This window comes from Paenarthrobacter sp. NPDC091711 (assembly GCF_044756605.1).
GTDB lineage: Bacteria > Actinomycetota > Actinomycetes > Actinomycetales > Micrococcaceae > Arthrobacter.
Window position 1 is genome coordinate 25,530 of sequence record NZ_JBIVTF010000007.1, and the last position, 18,134, is coordinate 43,663.

The window sequence follows — 18,134 nt, forward strand, 5'->3', positions numbered from 1 at the left end:
ATCACGGGCAGTGGCGTGATAGCAATGAAAGTGATGTCTACTTTCTTTGCCAAAATTCCCCGCGGCTGGCTGATCCTCGCATGCATCGGCCTCATCGCCCTCAACATGCGCGGACCCTTTGTGGCCGTGGCCCCCGTGGTGGATTCCCTGCGTCAGGACCTGGGGTTCTCGCCGGTGGAACTCGGTCTGCTGACCGGCATTCCCGTTCTCTGCTTCTCCCTCGCTTCCCCCTTGGCCTCGCTGGCCGGACGACGCCTCGGAGCTGAATTCGCCGTGATGCTGACGCTGCTCGGTGTGCTTGCCGGGGTGGTGATCCGCTCCAGTGGCGGCAGTGCCTTGGTCATGGCTGGCACAGTCATCATCGGCGTGGCCATCACCATTGGCAACATCGCCGTGCCGCTCATCATCCGGCGCGACTTTGCGCCGAGGCGTCAGGCAACGGCCATGGGTGTTTACACCGCTGCCCTCAACATCGGCTCGTTCCTCACTTCCGTGGCGACTGCACCCTTGGCTGAGCTGGTGGGGTGGAGGCTGGCCCTGGCCGCGAGCGCCCTGTTGTCGTTGGCGGCCATCCTGTTCTGGGTGCCCACCGTGGGGGCGCGCCGGGCCTTTGTTCCTGCAGCTGTTCCTGTTCCTCCGGCGTCCTCGTCCGGTCCCGTTGCGGGTGTGGGCTGGTTGACGGTAGGCCTGACACTCGGCTTCGCGGGGCAGGCCTTTTCTTACTATGGCGTCACCGCGTGGCTGCCCAGCTTCCTGTCCGACGAACTCGCCATGGGCACCGCCGAAGCCGGTGCAGGGTCCTCGCTGTTCCAGATCTTCGCGATCGTGGGCGGCTTGGGCGTGCCGCTCTTGGCTCGCTTCGCCAGTACGACGACGGTGGCGGTCACCTTGAGCGCGTTGTGGCTAACGGTTCCCGTGGGCTTGCTGCTGGCGCCTTCGCTGTGGTGGTTGTGGTCCTCGCTGGGCGGCGTTGCCCAAGGTGGGGGTATCACGGTGATCTTCATAGCCATCATCAAGTTCGCGCAATCCCAGGCCGCCGCCGGCAAGATGTCCGCCGTGGTGCAAGGGGTGGGCTACTGCTTCGCTGCCTTGGCTCCCACGGTAATTGGCTACGTGCACAGTGTGACCGACGGCTGGACGGTGCCGTTGTTCGTGATCCTCGGCTCGGTACTCGCGTTCTGCGTGTCCACCACGTTGTCCGTGCGCTGGGTGGCCCGGCAGGGTTAACAGAGAAGCCCCGCTGCTGGGCTGCCTCCCCGACCATCGGGGTCACTTGTTGCGAAGAGTGCAGGCAGCCCAGCGTCGGGGCTTGATGTGTCGCTACTCAGGTCCTGGACCTAGGCGGCGACGAGCTCCTCTTTTGTGGCCTCTTCCTTGGCCTCGGTGAGGAAACGGGCGTACGCGGGGATGGTCAGGAAGGTAGGGAATTCTTCGGCCAGGGTGACTTCCTCGAAGATGGCACGGGCATCAGCGAAGCGGTCTCCATCGAAGCGTTCCAGTCGGGCGAACTCCTCGTCCAGCAGATCCTCCACCAATTCGCGGGTGATGACGTCACCGTTCTCGATGATGGCGTGGGAGTGAATCCACTGCCAGAGCTGGGATCGGGAAATCTCAGCTGTGGCGGCGTCTTCCATGAGGTTGTGGATGGCCACAGCCCCGTTGCCCCGCAGCCAGGACTCGATGTAGCGGATGCCTACCTCGATGTTCAGGCGTACCCCGCCCTCGGTGATAGTGCCCTCCGTGCTGGCGATGTCGATCAGTGCGCGGTCGTCCGGGGTAACGTCCTCGCGGCTGCGGTCCAGCTGGTTGGGGCGGTCTCCGAGAATTGAGTCGAACACCTCGCGGCATACCGGCACCAGGTCCGGGTGAGCCACCCATGAGCCGTCAAAACCGTCGTTGGCTTCGCGGGTCTTATCAGCGCGTACCTTCTCGAACGACGCCTGGTTGGCGGCCTCGTCCTTCCGGTTCGGGACCGCTGCTGCCATGCCCCCAATTGCCATGGCACCGCGGCGGTGGCACGCCCGGACCAGTTGCTCGGTGTAGGCGCGCATGAACGGCTGGGTCATGGTCACCTGGCCGCGGTCCGGGAGCACGAAACGCGGTCCGCGGGTACGGAAGTTCTTGATCAGCGAGAAGATGTAGTCCCACCGGCCTGCGTTCAAACCGCTCGCATGGTCGCGGAGTTCGTACAGGATCTCCTCCATCTCAAACGCGGCAGTGATGGTTTCGATCAGCACCGTGGCGCGGATGGTGCCCTGCGGGATGCCCAGCAGGTCCTGTGCCAGGACGAAGATGTCGTTCCACAGCCGTGCTTCGAGGTGGTTCTCGATCTTCGGCAGGTAGAAGTACGGCCCCTTGCCCTGGGCCAGCAGGCGGCGGGCGTTGTGGAAGAAGAACAACCCGAAGTCCACAATGCCTCCGGCGATCGGCTTGCCGTCAATGAGCATGTGCTTCTCCGGCAGGTGCCAGCCACGCGGACGGACCACAATGGTGGGCAGGTCCTCGGCGGACTTGAGCTTGTACTCCTTGCCCTCAGGGGACGTGAAATCAATCCGACGCTCCAGCGCATCAGTCAGATTCAGCTGGCCTTGGATAACGTTCCGCCACGTCGGCGTCGAGGAGTCTTCCATATCGGCCAGCCACACCTTCGCACCCGAGTTCAGGGCGTTGATGGTCATCTTCTTATCCACCGGACCCGTGATCTCCACGCGACGGTCCTCCAAACCCGGTGCCGGGGGAGCGACACGCCACGACGGATCATTGCGGATACCTTCAGTTTCCGGGCGGAACCGCGGATCCTGGCCGGCGGCGATCTGCCCACGACGGGTGTGCCGTGCCTGCATCAGCTCCTGACGACGATCCGCCGTAGCCCTGTGCAACTTGCCAATGAACTCAAGGGCGTCCGGCGTGAGGACCTCGTTCTGCCGGCAAATGGGCTGCGCGGTGATAGTGATGCCATTGATAGTGAAGTTGTCAGTGAAGCTGTTCATTTCAATCTCTCCTATGAGAAGCAAATGTTCGACGGCGGTACTTACGTGAGGTGCCCACGAGGCCGGAGGTGCGGTGATGCGGCAGCCTGCGTAAAAGGGGCCCTGCGTCCCGGTCCGTCCTCGCTCAGCGAGGTCGAAACCGGGACGTGGGGAATAGGCAGGCAGAGCATTACCGCTCCGCAGGGCGGAGGCGACAATCGCCGTCGTGCCTTCCGGTGAGCGAAGCGAACAGCTCACCGTGGGCGTGTTGGTTAGTGGAATTGGCCCTCTTCGGTCGATCCGACCAGTGCGAGGGTGGATGCGTTCGGGTTGAGCGCGGTTGCGATGTCGTCGAAGTAGCCGGTGCCGACTTCGCGCTGGTGCTTGGTGGCGGTGTAGCCGCGGGACTCGGAGGCGAATTCCTTTTCCTGGAGCTCGACGTACGCGCTCATGCCTTCACGGGCGTAGCCGTGGGCGAGATCGAACATCGAGTAGTTCAGGGCGTGGAAGCCGGCCAGGGTGATGAACTGGAACGTGAAGCCCATGGCACCGAGTTCGCGCTGGAACTTCGCGATGGTGGTGTCATCCAGGTGCTTGCGCCAGTTGAAGGACGGGGAGCAGTTGTAGGAGAGCATCTGGTCCGGGAACTCGGCCTTGACCGATTCGGCGAACTTGCGGGCCAGTTCCAGGTCCGGGGTGCCGGTCTCCATCCAGATGAGGTCGGAGTACGGGGCGTAGGCCTTGGCGCGGGCGATGCAGGGTTCGATTCCGTTGCGGACCTTGTAGAAGCCCTCGGCGGTACGAACCGGCTGTCCTCCTTCGCGGAGGATGAATTCCTGGTCGCGCTCGTCAACGTCGGAGGTGATCAGGGTTGCTGCTTCGGCGTCGGTGCGGGCGATGACCACCGTCGGGGTGTCGGCGACGTCGGCTGCCAGGCGGGCTCCGTTCAGGGTCCGGATGTGCTGCTGGGTGGGGATGAGGACCTTGCCGCCCAAGTGGCCGCACTTCTTTTCGGATGCGAGCTGGTCTTCCCAGTGAACGCCCGAGGCACCTGCGGTGATCATGGATTTCATGAGCTCGTAAGCGTTCAGCGGGCCACCGAAACCGGCTTCGGCGTCGGCGACGATCGGGACCAGCCAGTCTTCAACGGTCTTGACGCCCTCGGCATACTCGATCTGGTCTGCGCGGAGCAGGGCGTTGTTGATGCGGCGGACAACCTGGGGTACCGAGTTGGCCGGGTACAGGGACTGATCCGGGTAGGTCTGGCCCGAAAGGTTGGCATCAGCTGCCACCTGCCAGCCCGAAAGGTAGATGGCGCGGAGGCCGGCCTTGACCTGCTGAACGGCCTGGTTGCCGGTCAGTGCTCCGAGTGCGTTGGTATAGCCGCCGGTGGGAGCTTCCTCGGTGAGCTGCTTCCAGAGCTTCTCCGAGCCGCGGCGGGCCAGGGTGTGCTCTTCGGAGACGCGACCGCGGAGGCGGATGACGTCGGTGGCCGAGTAATCACGGGTGACGCCTTCCCACCGCGGGTTGGCGGACCATTCAAGTTCCAGCGCTGCGGCCTGCTGCTCTGCGGACGGCTCTGCGGGTTCAAATGAAGCGGTCATCTTGATCTCCTATGTAGTGCCCGGGCCGGCCTCCGCTGCGCCTTTGCTGCATCGGCCGGCTACCCGGGTTCTGTATTTCTTTTCGTAAGACCTACTTTTCTGCACTTCCAAGGGACTTACTAGAGGAAAACAGTGGAAAGAAATGCACTTCTTCGCGTATTCTCAAGAAATGTCTCCTGTGAGCTGGAATCGTGAAGTCGCGTCGCCGTCGTTGTCCCCTGCGTCCCCTGAACTGGACGTCATCAGCCTTGGCCGCCGCGTGCGCCATCTGCGCAAGCAGGCTGGACTGACGCTGGACGACTTGAGTGCCGCCGTCGGGACCGCACCAAGCCAGCTGAGCCTCATCGAAAACGGCAAGCGCGAACCCAAACTGGGGCTGCTGCAGCAGCTCGCCGCGTCCCTCAACGTGACCATCGATCAGCTGCTGGGGGCGGAGCCGCCGAGCCGTCGGGCGGCCCTGGAAATCGAGCTCGAACGGTACCAGCGCGGGCCGCTGTACGAGTCGTTGAACCTGCCGAAAATCCGCATCAGCTCGCGGCTTCCGCTGGATGTGCTGGAGTCGCAGGTGGGGCTGCTTCAGGAGCTGGAACGCAAACTTAACGAGCAGGTCGCGACGCCGGAAGAAGCCCGCCGCGCTAACGGCGAGTTGCGTGCCATGATGCGCGAGCGCGGTAACTATTTTCCGGAGTATGAGGCGGAGGCGCAGAAGGTCCTCAAAGGGGTTGGCTACACCGCTGGTCCGCTCAGCCAGCACGTCATTGCGGACATTGCCGAGAACCTCGGCTTTTCCTTGCATCACGTGGGCGATTTGCCGCACTCCACGCGGTCCGTGACCGATTTGAAGAACCGCAGAATTTATCTGACCCAGAACCAGCGGCAGGATCACGATCCGCGGTCTGTTTTGCTCCAGGCGCTGGGACACTACGTCCTGGGGCACGAAACTCCCCGGAACTACGGAGATTTCCTAGCCCAGCGCGTGGCCACTAACTACTTTGCCGCGGCGCTGTTGCTGCCGGAGCAGGCCACGGTGGAGTTCCTGCAGAAGGCCAAGGCTGCCAAGGAAATCGCCGTGGAGGACATCCGCGACGCCTTCGCTGTGTCTTACGAAACCGCTGCGCACCGTTTCACCAACCTGGCCACCAAGCACCTCGGCATCACCACCCACTTCCAGAAGACCCACCAGTCCGGCATCATCTACAAGGCCTACGAGAACGATGGCGTGGCCTTCCCGCAAGACCACACGGGGGCCATTGAGGGGCAGCCGTCGTGCAAGGCATGGACCTCGCGCGCCGTGTTCGATGTCCCGGACAAATTCAGCGCCTACAGCCAGTACACGGACACGCCGTCGGGCACCTACTGGTGCACGGCCCGTACTGAGCGATCGGCGGCAGGTGAATTCTCGCTGAGCATCGGCGTGCCCTACCAGCATGTGAAATGGTTCCGAGGCCGCGAGACCACGGCGCGTGCCACGTCCAACTGTCCGGATCCCACCTGCTGCAAGCGCCCCCCGGCATCTTTGGCGAGCGAATGGGCCGGGAACGCCTGGCCCTCCGCCCGTGCCCACTCTCACCTGCTGGCCGCCATGCCTCCCGGAGCGTTCCCCGGCGTGGACGAGACCGAGGTGTACAGCTTCCTGGCGGCCCACTCCGAGCGCTGACCCCCCTGGATTGGTCGCTCTCTCACATCCCGCGTGGTTGGGCCGTTCGCTCTCTCACGTCCCTTTGGATTCGTTTGGGGCAGTTCCCGGGTGGGGCTTACGGGAAACTAGTAATTCTGGAACGCCGGGACTTCCTACGATCGCTAAATAGGTCTGAACGGCGGCCGATTGAGGACCGGCTTACGGGCGCTGCTTTCAGGGTTGGACGGGCGGCGCAATTGCAAAGTGGATGGCGGACTCAACTGCATCGCGGTGTACGTCGGTTGGTTGATCGAGAAGCGACTGGATGGCTTGGATCAATGCCACGAGCGCGGGTGCCCGGACGGCTGAGAAGCGTCTCATCGAGGTGGCGAGCGAATCAGTGACGAGGACGTCTACGTGATCTCCGTAGGCACCTGAGTGAGACCCGTGGGGAGCTACGCAGCTTCCTCCAATCGAGATGTTACCCAGGAGCGCCAGCAAAGGTACGCGGATCTCGTCTGTGACATCGCCCGCGGCAACTGCTGCGATGAAGGGCACTGCATAGGCAGTTGCTTCATAGACCGTGCCCTGGTGGCAGACGTTGGAGTAGAGCCCGTCACCAATTGCGAAGGATGGGTCATCTCGAAGCGTAACTAATGACCGCGCTACGTCACCGGCGATGCCGAGTGACGTGTTGGAGCCCTCCAAGGAAACGACGCCATATCCGTACGCGTGCTGCAGTCGGTTCCAGTCGACGTGGTCGAGTTCGTCCAAGGCATCGAGGCCTGTCTCATTCGGTTGATAGGGAGTATCCATACAACCGAGAGTAACCAAAAGAATCCGGACGGATCCTCGTTCGAACGCACTACGTGGGCGGACAGCCGGGGTTGCGGGCTTCAACATGAAGGAACCGAGAGGCAATACAGTTTCACTCATGGCAATTTGGGACCTGGCCGACGAGCTGAATCATCCGATGGACTTTCTCTTGGTCCAGAACGGCTTCATCAATCTGTTTCATCAGCAAGCGATCCTCGACGAAGCAATGTCGTGGCTACGAAACCACCGCTATAAAGTCGTTCAGGTTGACGCTGCTGCCTGGCGATCTCGGGGTGACCTCCACCAGGACCTTGCCCGTGCTCTGGATTTCCCGGATTACTACGGCTCGAACCTGGCTGCCCTCAACGATTGCCTCAGCGACGTGGCCGTTCAAACCTATGGATGGACGGCCACGGATACCGGGCTAGTTCTCGTGATTGACGGGTATGAAACTTTCGAAGGCAAGGACGCATCTGCAGCCCATCACCTCTTAGACATCTTCGCGAGGCAAGCGACTTATGCCGCTCTTTTCGGTCACCGGATGATGTGTCTGGTTAGAACCGGGGACCCAGAGCTGGAGATCCCTCCGGTTGGTGGCGTTTCTGTTTCTTGGAATCATCGTGAATTCCTTGGCGCCCGGTGAGGGATCCTCTACCGGGCGGGCTGAGGTCTGCTCGGGCCGCGGCTGCTAAGGCGTCGTTTTGCATCTAACTTATTGAAAACAGGTCTGTTGCAGTCGCGTAGCGAATGATTGGGGCGCCGCTCGAACCTTCGTCTCTAAGCACGACATCTCGACGAAGCATTGTTCCGAGCTTTCGCATCACGTGGGCTAGGCCGTCCACTGCGGCTTGGTTGACGAGCTCCCGGAGGTCGACGTCGAAAAATACGCCATGCGGTCCTGGGAAGAAGTTGACGCGTACTCCGTCCACGGGGCAAACTGCAAAAATCTCAAACTCGGCAAGACCGCGTCTATTCGGCGGCAGCGGCAAATAGCCATCGCTGGTCGTCACCTTCCAGCCGCTGCGGTGCAGCATCGTAAACAGCGCATCCCAGTCATGCTCTACACTCCCTGCCACCTCGCCGTCAGGGAGCACGCCGGGGTCCTCCCCGAATGCTTCGTGGAAGCGTGCCCAATCAAGATCCGATGTCATGGGCATAATCATGGCGCAGATCATTTACGGGCCGTTAGTCTCTGCGTTGAGACGCTGATAGCAGTGCCCGAATAGGCGTCGGCTAACGGGCACATCGTGGGCTTGAATGATCTGCGACTGGGCCGATGACGCCATGGTTAGATCTTGTAGAAACTAGGGAGGTACGGCATGGACGAGCTTGATGAGGACGAGCTTGATGAAATGGAATTTCTGGAAGGCCTCCCGCCATTAGTGCGTGCTTCCCGAACTGGAGATCTTGGCGAGGTCTGTTCACTGCTTGCCCAGGGCGTTTCACCTGCTGAGGCTGGTTCCGACGGATGGTCCGCGCTGCACGCGGCTGCGTCGCGGAACCACACCGAGATCATTCGGGTGCTGCTCGCTGCTGGGTGTCCGGTCGATGTCATGGATGATTCGGGGTTCAGCCCATTGCTCAACGCCGCGGGCCCAGGGAACACCGAGACAATCCGTCATCTCCTTGCCCCTGGAGCCGACCCTAACGTCAGGGAACCCAGACTGCCGTGGTCACCACTGTCTCGTGCCGCCGACTATGGAAATGCTGAAGTTGCACAACTGCTTATTGCTGCAGGAGCGAGCATCGACGAGAAACCCTGCGGAACTACAGCTCTGATGACGGCGGCGGAGTCCTCAGACGGGATGGGGGTGGTAAGAGTCCTTTTGCAGGCGGGCGCAGATCCTCTAACAACGGACGACGGAACTGACGAAAAATACCTAGGCCTGACCGCATCTGACTACGCGCGCCGTATGGGCAACACGGTAGTCGCGGATTTCATCGATGCCTGGAAATGAAGCGCGCCGTCAGGGCATTTAGCAGAATCCGAACCCAACTGGCCCTGCCCCCGAGAAGTTCGACGCCCGGTGAAGGTCCTTGGTGGAACGCCAGCACGTCGGTGCGTCACATGACGGTGAGCCGCAGTGGACTCCTACCCCCTTAGGCAGAAATACGCCATCCCGAGTACGCCTCGGTAGCCCTCTTCATATGCAGCACGCTGTTCCTCATATCGCTGACGGACGTGCTCTGCAGCGGGATGATCGGCATCATGTGCTTCCAGCCAACGGGTAAACCTGTCGCGATACCCGGCCTCGAAAACGTCCCACTCCTGAATGCTTGCCTGGTCGTGGTCCACCACCTCGAAACCGGCGGCGCGGATCTGCTCGCGTAAGGCATCTTCCGTTAGGTACTCGTCATCACGTCCAGCCAGAGGGGCGGTGGCAGCTGGATGAGGTGTTGTTGACCAGATCGCCTCGCCGTAGACGAGCCGGCCGCCGGGAAGCACCAGTGCTCGAAGGGCGCGCAAGGCTGCGGCGTAGTCGAGCGGTTGCGCGTCCTCTACCGGTGGCCCCCAGATCTGGCTCGCACCGATGCAGATGACAGCGTCCGCGGGGCGATTCCGGGCTTCCAACCCAGGCGTCGAATCAAACGTCGCTCTGTCGAGCAGCCCACGAGTCAATGCTTGTTGCCTCGCTCGATCTATGGAGCGGGAAGCGCTGTCCACTCCACGTCCCCGTGCCTGCGGGGCCGACGTCAAAACCCGAAGTAGAAGTTCACCCCATCCGCACCCCATGTCCAGAACCTCAGCCGGGGCCGGGTCGGACAGGAACGCCACAAGATGCGCAGCGCGTTCTTCGGAGAGTGGGGTGAGCCAGGTAAGAGACTCGTAGAGGGGCGGCAGTTCAAGCGAAGTACTGTCGGTCATTCGATGATGTTCTCACGATTCACCGAAGCTACTGCTTGTCCGTGAGCCTGCGAAGTACTGCCCGAACGCTCAACTATCGGAACTGACTTTCTTTCGGGCTCCCAGAATGCAGAACTCGTTGCCTTCCGGATCCTGAAGTACAGTCCACGGCTGCTCGCCTTGACCAACATCGACCCTGCGGGAACCTAGAGCGATCATCCGTTCGACCTCGGCCGCTGGATCATCCGGACGAAAATCGAGGTGCAGTCTATTCTTCGCTACCTTCGAATCTGTTACCGGCACAAAGACCAACCCAGGCAGCTGGTCCGGTGCCGAACGAATTTCGAACTCATCGTCAGATTCGAAGATCACAACCCAACCCAAAGCGTTGGCCCACCAACGTCCAAGCTCCACCGGTCGGGCCGAATCGACAATTACTTGTTCCCATTCAAGACTCATGCGTCTCACTCTATTGAGCCGAACCCATGCCCGGTCAAGGATTCTTCTCCGGGTTGTGCGCCCAAATCATGGTCTGGGCCGAGTGGTGTCATGCTGGTGGCGCTTTTGGGGGCGAGCTCGGGAGGGAGCCCGCGGGGTGAGCGAGGATCAGCGGACCAGGCGGCCCACCAGCACGGCCGCAGCATCAACAACCTCGTCGGCCTCGCGCTTGGATGCGCTGAGGGCCACTTCCTGGCCAGCCACCGTGATGATGTCCGTGATCACGGCTACGGTGAGGCGGCCCAGGGTGTCGTCACTGGCGCCGAGGAGCACGGAGTTCTGCCGGACCCACTCGCGTCCGCGTTCCCGCCGGAGAACCTCGAAGCCCGGGGGAGTGTCGCCCTCAATGAACACGCGCTCCAGGCCCCGGTGTTTCCAGGTGTAGTCGAAGTAGCTGCGGCTGCCTACGTTGAACAGGGCGAGGGGATCGTCCTCGCCGGCTTTCCTCGCTTTGGCCACAGCGGCTGCCACCAGGCGCTCGTGCTCATTTTGGTAGTCGTTCCACAGTGCGAGGAAGAGCTCGGTCTTTCCCCCGAAGTGGTGGTAAAGACTGCCCACGCTGGACCCGGAGCGGGCCACGATGTCCGAGATGCTTGCGTCGGTGAATCCATGATCCACGAACACTTCGGTGGCCGCATCCAGCAGATTGCGTTGGGTGGCAGCGGTGCGGGTCCACTGCCAGGAGCCCGCGTTACTGGCTACTTCGGATGTCTTGCGGACCATGCTGTGGGCTCCTCTCGAAGGCAGGGCGTAGACCGGAGTGTCGAACAGCGATTTTTTGAAATCCTACCTTCCAAATAATCCACATAGCCAGCATCAAGCCTTGACTGTCCCCTGAAACACAGGAAATAATTCTGGAAGTCTGTTCTAGAAATGCATATTGCGGCATGTATCCGAATGCTGCGATTTTTGACGCGAGACGCCCCGAAACCCGGGTGCCGTTTTTACCGTCGGGCTGCAACTGGTTGAATCGCTATATAGCGCCAACTGGTCGCAGCCAAACAAGCCAGAGAGGAACGCGGCCTGATGTCCGTTTCAAGCAAGTCGTCCGGGATCACGTCGAACAGGTGGTTCAAACCCGTCGTCGTCACCGCAGGAGCTTTGGTGGTGGCACTGATCCTGGTGCTCGTTGCGCAGTGGCTCCGGACCCTTCAGCCCGTGCAGCAGTTCCTCGCCGACTACCCGGGGCACTCCGCAATTCCTGAAGGCTCGCCCACCGGCTTCCCCGCCTGGCTGGGCTGGCAGCACTTCCTCAACATGTTCTTCATTGTCCTGATCATCCGGTCCGGCTGGCAGGTGCGGACAACTACACGCCCCGCCGCCAACTGGACCCGGAACAACAAGGGCCTCATCAAGACCAAGAACCCGCCAACCAAGATCAGCCTGGACCTCTGGTTCCACCTGACGCTGGATGCGCTCTGGGTCCTCAACGGCATCATCTTCATTGTGCTGCTCTTCGCCACCGGCCAATGGCTGCGGATCGTCCCCACCAACTGGGACGTTTTCCCGAACGCCGTCTCAGCCGGACTGCAGTACGCATCGCTGAACTGGCCCGTTGAAAACGGCTGGAACAACTACAACAGCCTTCAGCTCCTGACCTACTTCATCACGGTCTTCATCGCAGCCCCGCTGGCCATCATCACGGGCATCCGGATGTCCGGGGCGTGGCCCAAGAAGGCCGCGATCAACAAGTTCTACCCCATCGAGCTGGCCCGCAAGATCCACTTCCCGGTGATGATCTACTTCGTCGCCTTCGTGATCGTCCACGTGACCCTGGTGCTGGCAACCGGTGCGCTGAGAAACCTCAACCACATGTACGCCTCCAATGACGACAACACCAGCTGGTGGGGCTTCGGCATTTTCGCGGCATCCATCGTCTTCACGGCGGCGGCCTGGTTCCTGGCCCGGCCCCTGTTCCTGCGGCCGATCGCCTCCCTCATGGGCAAGGTCTCGCGCTAGCCTTCACGCAAAGAAACCTTCACGCAAAGACAAACAGCCGCCTCGGAAGTGTTCCGGGGCGGCTGCTTTTGTCTGTAACGAGAGAGGCTAGGACAGAGCCCCGCCTTGCCACAGGGCGTCAAAGGGAGCGCCGGAGGACACCCGGTTCTTGATTCCGGCCGTCACGAAAGCCTTCGCGGTGCGCGCGGCTTCCAGCGGAGTGGCACCCTTGGCCAGTTCGGCAGTTACAGCAGCGGCCAGCGAACATCCGGCACCGGACACAGCGACTTCGCCAACCTTCGGCGCGCGCAGGACTTCCAGAGTCTCACCGTCGTAGTAGACGTCGACGGCGTCCGGGCCTTCCAGCCTTACCCCGCCTTTGGCGAGGACTGCTGCGCCGCTGATCTCGTGGATGCGGATGGCTGCAGCCTTGAGCGACTCTTCGTCGGTAATGGTGAGTCCGGACAGCGACTCGGCTTCGAAGTGGTTCGGCGTGACGAAGGTGGCCAGCGGCAGGATCTGGGCCTTCAGGGCCTGATCGGTATCCAGGGCGTGGCCCGGCTCCTGGCCCTTGCAGATCAGGACCGGGTCCAGCACCACATTGGCGAACGAAGCATCAGCCAGCGCTTTCTCCACGGTGCTGACGGTTGCCGGGCTTCCGAGCATGCCGATCTTCACCGTGTCCAACACCGAAGGTGCGCCGGAAGCGGCACCATAGGCCGCCGTCGTTGCTTCCAATTGGTCCGCAATGACCTGCTGGTCCACCGGCACAAAGCGGTGGTTCCAGTTGTCCTTCGGGTTGAAGGAAACAATGCACGTAAGGTTCGCGATGCCGAACACGCCAAGTTCCTGGAAGGTTTTGAGGTCGGCCTGCGCGCCGGCGCCACCGGTCGCTTCGGAGCCGGCAATGGTCAGGGCAATGGCAGGGGCAACGGCAGAAGTCATGACACCATTTTGGCAGTTGCTCCGGTTCGACTCCTAAACGAGGCTAGCCGTGCAACGTCCGGTAGGCGGCCTCGGCGGCCGGATGCAGCGGGATACCCGCGGTGTTGATGAGGGTTTCCGGACTCAGGAACTGGACGCCGGTGCTCGACGTCGGAACCAGATCCTGAGCCTGCTCCACCAGCAACTCCACTGTCCGCCGAACAACATGATCGGCCAGGTCCCTGCGGCACAGGAGCAGGTTTGCAACGCCCACTGTCCACACGGCGGGAGCGTTACCGTAGCTGTTGGCGGGGATCAGCACGCGGTCGTAAAAGAACCCCGACTCCGCGCGCGTTGCCGGGATGAGCTCGGAAATATCCAGGAGCCGAAGGCCAATGTCCTTGGCTGCGGCCGCGATGGGAGCTGTGGGCACCCCTCCCGATTGGATCATCACGTCAATCGAACCGTCCTGCAATGAGGCCAGCGCCTGGTTCAAGCCGAGGTTCACTTGCTTAACGGTGCGGGGAGGTTCGGAAAGTCCCGCAGCTGTGATGATCCGTCCAGCGGTCAGGGTGGTCCCCGAGCCCACTTCACCCACTCCCGCGATCTTCCCGGCGAGGTCTGCGAGGGTCCGTATCCCGCTGTCCTCCCGCACGATGCAGTGGACATAGTTCTGGTACACCTTGCCCAGTGCCACAAGGTCTTCAGGTTGCGCCGGCGTCCCGGCGGGCGCTGCGGCCTGCGCTGCCGCATCGGCCAGCGCGACGGCGAAGGTCGCCTCGCCGGACACAACCCGCTGGATGTTCTCAAGGCTCCCGCCAGTGGTCAGCGCGGCGGCGTTTGCGGCCGCACCTTCCCGCTGCAGCAAGTCCGCGAGAAGGGTGGCGAACTCCAGGTAAAAGCCACCGGACTCACCACCGGCAACAGTGAGTTCCTTTGGCTGTTCTTCCGGCGTGCAGGCTGTGGTCGACGCGAGCAGGCTGCCACCCAGACCAATCGCGAGGGCGGCTTTGATGGCGTTTCGCCGGGAGATCGTGGGTGCCTTAGGCATGAGAACCATCCCCAGGCCCGGCAAATTCGAGTCGGGCTACCAACCCGTGTGGCTCACGCGTTTGGAGGATCAGTCGCCCACCGTTCGCCTGCGCCAGCCGCTCCACGATGGTCATGCCCAAGCCGTTCCCGGGGATGTTGTTGTGCTGCGGCGCCCGCCAGAACCTGGTGGTGGACTCAGCGAGCTGTTCGGCTGGAAGGCCGGGACCGTCGTCGGAAATTACGACGGCGGTGCCTCCGCTCGTCTGCTGGGTCGCCACCGTGATGCGGGAGCCGGGTGCGTACTTGATGGCGTTGGTGAGGAGCTCGCCCACCATGTGCGCGAGTTCGTCGGGGTCGCACACGATGTGGCTTTCGGATGCAGGGCCCTCCAACGTCAGCTCTGATCCGGCACGGTGAGCGGCCGGCGTCGCCCTTTCCACTTCGCCCTGCAGGACTGGGTAGGGATCGATGACGGCCAGACGCTTGTGCTCGGTGTGCTCCACACGGGACGACCCTTCGAAGGCGCGGTGTTCCGCCGCGGCCAGCTTCAGCACGCCGTCGAGCATTTCCTCCACCCGCTCAAGCTCCGCAACGACGCCCGCCGCCGCCTCCTTCTCCGGGTCCGACCGCAACGCTAGCTGCAGCAAATCGATGCGCAAGCGCAGCGCGCCAACAGGGTTTCGGAGCTGATGCGAGGTATCGGCGATGAGCCGGCGCTGGGACTCCATGCTCTCCGTCACGGTGCCGGCCATAGCCGTGAAAGAGCGGCTGAGTTCGCGCAGTTCCGGTGGGCCCGCCTCCGGGAGCTGGCTGGTTTTGCCCGTGGTTTCCAACTCGTGGACGGCTTTGCTCAGTCTGTGGACTGGGCGCAGGACCCAGCCGGTGATGCGGGATGCCGCCAGCAGGAGCAGTGCACCCAGTGCCAAAGCGGCAAGCACGACGACGAGCCACCGCTCCCGTAACTTCTGCCGGGCAGCGTCGAGGTCCACTTCAAGGACCACCTCGCCGAGCACCTGGCTGGCGGTGCCGAAGGACCGGGAGATGATGTCCGTGCCAGATCCGAAGGCGCGGATGGGGTTGAGGGTAGTGTCGCTGAGGTTGAGGCTCGCCCGGTTGAGTGCGTCCCTGGCCTCGGGCCGGTCTGCAGTGAGGCCGCCGGAGCCCAGTGTCTTTTCTTGGAGCCGGATCAGGATTCCCTCACCGTAGAGCTCGGAATAGCGATCCATTTCGCGCTGCAGTTGGGTGGTGTCGTTGTCCTCGGCGGCATCGCTGGCCAGTTGGGCAAAGCGGTTCAGGGCTGCGACGCGGTTGATTTGCAGTTCCTGGGTGAGTTCCCGGCTGGCCGATGTCAGGATCACGCTGGACACCGTCACCACGATGATCACCACCAGCAGGCTCAGGATGCCGAGGACGCGGACTTTCACGGTTGCTCGACGCGATAGCCCACGCCGCGGACGTTGATGATGAATCCAGGCAGTTGGAGCTTGGATCTGAGGCCCGTCAGGTGCACGTCCAAGGACCGTGAATGCGCCACGAACGCGTCGCCCCAGAGTGCGTCCAGAATTTGTTCCCGGGTGACCACCGAACCGGCGTTCCTGACAAGAAGGCTCAGGAGGTCGAACTCCGTGGCGGTCAGGGCGAGTTGCCGTTCCCCGACGGCGGCCACGCGCCGATCGAGATCTACTTCCAGTTCTCCGAGGACGATGTTGTGCGGGGCTTGATGGCCGGAACGGCTGGTTCGTCGGGTCACGGCTTCGATCCTGGCGAGCAATTCCACGAGCTTCACGGGCTTGACCAGATAGTCATCTGCCCCCGAACGAAGGCCCAGGACAACGCTTCTCTCGTCGTCGCGTGCCGTCAGGATCAGGATGGGAACTGTTGTGACTTGGCGCAGCTTCCGCAGAACCTCCAAACCGTCCATGTCCGGAAGGCCAAGGTCCAGCAGGATCACCTCGTGCTGCCGGTGGGCCAGTAGTGCGTCCTCGCCGCGGGCCACCCTGGTGTGTTTGTGCCCGGCGGAGGCTACGGCTGCACTCAAGGCCGACGCCATGGCGTCGTCATCCTCGACGATGAGCACGTGCACGGGCTGGGTCCTTCGGTTCGGAGGGTTGGTTCGGAGGTGGTGGTTCGCTACTAGAGCTTAACGTTGTGAGGCCCGCTCTGCGCCCTTCGGAGTATCCAAAGTGCGCAGAACGGGCCTCACACGGCAGCCAGGTCAGGCGTTGACGCGATCCTTCATGCCGTCGTCGTCGGTTTCCTTCACAGCGCCCTTGGCCACGAAGGCGTTGCCCTGCTCCGCATCCAAGTGCGTGGGCTTCTTGTTCTTCAGCGCGAAGATGTACACCAGCAGCGAGATGAAGATCGCGGCGGTGACGTAGGTGAAGAACATGTCCACCTGACCCGACTTCTGCAGGGCAGCGCCGATCAGCGGGACGGTGCCACCAAAGAGTGAGTTGGCAATCGCGTAGCCGAGTCCGACGCCCAAGGCGCGGATGGATGCCGGGAACAGTTCAGCCTTCACCAGCGCGTTGATCGATGTGTAGCCACCCACCATGAGCAGGCCGCCGAACATCAGCAGGAACGCCACGAACGGATCCTTGGTTCCGGCAAGGGCGGAGAGCAGCGGCCAGGTGAACAGCACCCCGGTCACACCAAACCAGATCAGCAGCGGTTTCCGGCCGATCTTGTCCGAGAGCATGCCGTACACAGGCTGCAGCAGCATGAAGATGAAGAGCGCCCAGAAGTTGATCACGGAGGTGTCGGTCTTGGCGATGCCGGACGTATCGTTCATGAACTTCAGGATGAAGTTGGTGTACGTGTAGAACGCAACGGTGCCGCCGAGCGTGATGCCAATGCAGATGAGCAGCGGCTTCCAATGCTTGGTGAACAGCAGTTTCATGGTGCCAGGCTGCGCCTCGCCCTCAACCTTGACGTGGGCTGCGCGGAGTTGATCTGCGGAAAGGGTCTCTTCCATGGAGCGGCGAAGCCAGAGAACAACAAGCGCAGCGACGCCACCCAAGGCGAACGGAATCCGCCAGCCCCACGCGGTCAGGTCTTCCTTGCTCATGGTGTTCTGCAGGATCACCAGCACCAGGAGGGCCAGCATCTGCCCGCCAATGAGCGTCACGTACTGGAAGCTCGAGAAGAAGCCGCGGCGTTTAGCCGTTGCAGCCTCGGACATGTACGTAGCACTGGTCCCGTATTCGCCACCCACTGAGAAGCCCTGGATCATGCGGATAAATACCAGCAAAATCAGTGCCCAGAGGCCGATCACGTCCTGCGTTGGCAGGATCGCGATGGCGAAGGAGCCGGCCGACATCATGGTCACACTGAGTGTCAGCGCAGCTTTGCGGCCCTTGCGGTCGGCGTAGCGGCCGAAGAACCAGCTGCCGATCGGGCGCATGAGGAACGACGTCGAGAAGACAGCCATCGCCTCAAGGCCTGCCTGCAAATCGTCCGAGGAGTTGAAGAAGTGCGACTGGAAATACGCGGCAAAAGCGGTATAGACATAAACGTCGAACCACTCCACGAGGTTGCCCGCGGAGCCCTTGAGGATGTTGCTCACGGCTTTACGTGTCTGGGCGGCTTCGCTCAGAGGTGCAGCTTGTTGGGTGCTCATCAATGAACCTTCCTGGACGGCAGCGTTTTGCAGCGGCCGTGTCTTGCATGAGTTCGTTCTGTCCATGAAGCTCGTGCTCATGGCGTCCTTGCGCATGGCTCTTCGTCGACTAAGAAAGGCCCTCCGGGGTGAAGAGGACATGTTCCAAACTATGGGTGATGCACGGCACAGCCCTAGCTCGCGGGGGATTTCCTAACACTTCCTTAGGTTTCGGATTGAGTCTGGTACGGCCCCGAACCTGTGAACGCAAGGGCTCGACGGCGGCGGCTCG

General features: G+C 62.1%; 17 protein-coding genes. 5 read left to right on the plus strand and 12 right to left on the minus strand.

Features of this window, described 5'->3' with window-relative positions; genetic code table 11:
* The first annotated feature begins 33 nt into the window (after window positions 1-33).
* Entirely contained in the window at window positions 34-1,227 is a 1,194-nt protein-coding gene (locus ACIQH5_RS12340; RefSeq protein ID WP_400403574.1) for a CynX/NimT family MFS transporter, read from the plus strand.
* Window positions 1,228-1,337: 110 nt separating this feature from the next.
* Here the strand turns inward: ACIQH5_RS12340 and aceB are convergent, their stop codons facing one another.
* Both aceB and aceA read right to left on the minus strand, forming a co-directional pair.
* A complete protein-coding gene (aceB, locus tag ACIQH5_RS12345) occupies window positions 1,338-2,990 on the minus strand; it encodes a malate synthase A (protein ID WP_400403575.1) in 1,653 nt (550 codons plus the stop codon).
* A gap of 251 nt (window positions 2,991-3,241) precedes the next feature.
* Complete coding sequence (gene aceA / locus ACIQH5_RS12350; RefSeq protein WP_400403577.1) at window positions 3,242-4,573, minus strand: isocitrate lyase; 1,332 nt, start codon at window positions 4,571-4,573, stop codon at window positions 3,242-3,244.
* Window positions 4,574-4,715: 142 nt separating this feature from the next.
* Here aceA and ACIQH5_RS12355 point away from each other — a divergent pair, with 142 nt between their 5' ends.
* Entirely contained in the window at window positions 4,716-6,230 is a 1,515-nt protein-coding gene (locus ACIQH5_RS12355; RefSeq protein ID WP_400403578.1) for a helix-turn-helix domain-containing protein, read from the plus strand.
* A gap of 195 nt (window positions 6,231-6,425) precedes the next feature.
* Here the strand turns inward: ACIQH5_RS12355 and ACIQH5_RS12360 are convergent, their stop codons facing one another.
* Window positions 6,426-7,007, minus strand: a complete 582-nt coding sequence (locus tag ACIQH5_RS12360; protein ID WP_400403580.1) for a hypothetical protein — start codon at window positions 7,005-7,007, stop codon at window positions 6,426-6,428.
* 118 nt (window positions 7,008-7,125) lie between these two features.
* On the opposite strand from ACIQH5_RS12360, the gene ACIQH5_RS12365 reads away from it, so the two are divergent.
* A complete protein-coding gene (locus tag ACIQH5_RS12365; RefSeq protein ID WP_400403581.1) occupies window positions 7,126-7,650 on the plus strand; it encodes a barstar family protein in 525 nt (174 codons plus the stop codon).
* A 64-nt stretch (window positions 7,651-7,714) separates the two neighbouring features.
* Here ACIQH5_RS12365 and ACIQH5_RS12370 read toward each other — a convergent pair whose 3' ends face one another.
* Window positions 7,715-8,158 (minus strand): hypothetical protein, encoded by a 444-nt coding sequence (locus tag ACIQH5_RS12370; protein WP_400403583.1) that lies wholly within the window; start codon window positions 8,156-8,158, stop codon window positions 7,715-7,717.
* Between the two features lie 168 nt (window positions 8,159-8,326).
* Here ACIQH5_RS12370 and ACIQH5_RS12375 point away from each other — a divergent pair, with 168 nt between their 5' ends.
* Window positions 8,327-8,965 (plus strand): ankyrin repeat domain-containing protein, encoded by a 639-nt coding sequence (locus ACIQH5_RS12375; RefSeq protein WP_400403584.1) that lies wholly within the window; start codon window positions 8,327-8,329, stop codon window positions 8,963-8,965.
* A gap of 134 nt (window positions 8,966-9,099) precedes the next feature.
* Here ACIQH5_RS12375 and ACIQH5_RS12380 read toward each other — a convergent pair whose 3' ends face one another.
* From ACIQH5_RS12380 to ACIQH5_RS12390, 3 genes are all read right to left on the minus strand, one after another.
* Window positions 9,100-9,873, minus strand: a complete 774-nt coding sequence (locus tag ACIQH5_RS12380) for an SAM-dependent methyltransferase (protein ID WP_400403586.1) — start codon at window positions 9,871-9,873, stop codon at window positions 9,100-9,102.
* Window positions 9,874-9,942: 69 nt separating this feature from the next.
* Window positions 9,943-10,311, minus strand: a complete 369-nt coding sequence (locus ACIQH5_RS12385; RefSeq protein WP_400403588.1) for a VOC family protein — start codon at window positions 10,309-10,311, stop codon at window positions 9,943-9,945.
* 147 nt (window positions 10,312-10,458) lie between these two features.
* The gene (locus ACIQH5_RS12390) at window positions 10,459-11,073 is read right to left on the minus strand and encodes a TetR/AcrR family transcriptional regulator (RefSeq protein ID WP_400403589.1); all 615 of its coding nucleotides are present in this window, start codon (window positions 11,071-11,073) and stop codon (window positions 10,459-10,461) included.
* A gap of 303 nt (window positions 11,074-11,376) precedes the next feature.
* Here ACIQH5_RS12390 and ACIQH5_RS12395 point away from each other — a divergent pair, with 303 nt between their 5' ends.
* Window positions 11,377-12,309, plus strand: a complete 933-nt coding sequence (locus ACIQH5_RS12395; RefSeq protein WP_400403591.1) for a cytochrome b/b6 domain-containing protein — start codon at window positions 11,377-11,379, stop codon at window positions 12,307-12,309.
* 87 nt (window positions 12,310-12,396) lie between these two features.
* Here ACIQH5_RS12395 and ACIQH5_RS12400 read toward each other — a convergent pair whose 3' ends face one another.
* From ACIQH5_RS12400 to ACIQH5_RS12420, 5 genes are all read right to left on the minus strand, one after another.
* Entirely contained in the window at window positions 12,397-13,233 is an 837-nt protein-coding gene (locus ACIQH5_RS12400) for a hydroxymethylpyrimidine/phosphomethylpyrimidine kinase (protein ID WP_400403593.1), read from the minus strand.
* A gap of 43 nt (window positions 13,234-13,276) precedes the next feature.
* Window positions 13,277-14,263, minus strand: coding sequence for a TAXI family TRAP transporter solute-binding subunit (locus ACIQH5_RS12405; protein ID WP_400403595.1), 987 nt, complete (start codon window positions 14,261-14,263; stop codon window positions 13,277-13,279).
* Window positions 14,256-15,668, minus strand: coding sequence for a sensor histidine kinase (locus ACIQH5_RS12410; RefSeq protein ID WP_400403597.1), 1,413 nt, complete (start codon window positions 15,666-15,668; stop codon window positions 14,256-14,258). The genes ACIQH5_RS12405 and ACIQH5_RS12410 overlap by 8 nt, the downstream gene beginning before the upstream one ends.
* Window positions 15,665-16,327: a response regulator transcription factor gene (locus ACIQH5_RS12415; protein ID WP_091326206.1), complete on the minus strand. Its 663-nt coding sequence runs from the start codon at window positions 16,325-16,327 to the stop codon at window positions 15,665-15,667. Before ACIQH5_RS12415 ends, ACIQH5_RS12410 begins: the two co-directional genes overlap by 4 nt.
* Window positions 16,328-16,459: 132 nt before the next feature.
* Window positions 16,460-17,863 (minus strand): MFS transporter, encoded by a 1,404-nt coding sequence (locus ACIQH5_RS12420; protein ID WP_062073748.1) that lies wholly within the window; start codon window positions 17,861-17,863, stop codon window positions 16,460-16,462.
* Window positions 17,864-18,134: the final 271 nt, after the last annotated feature.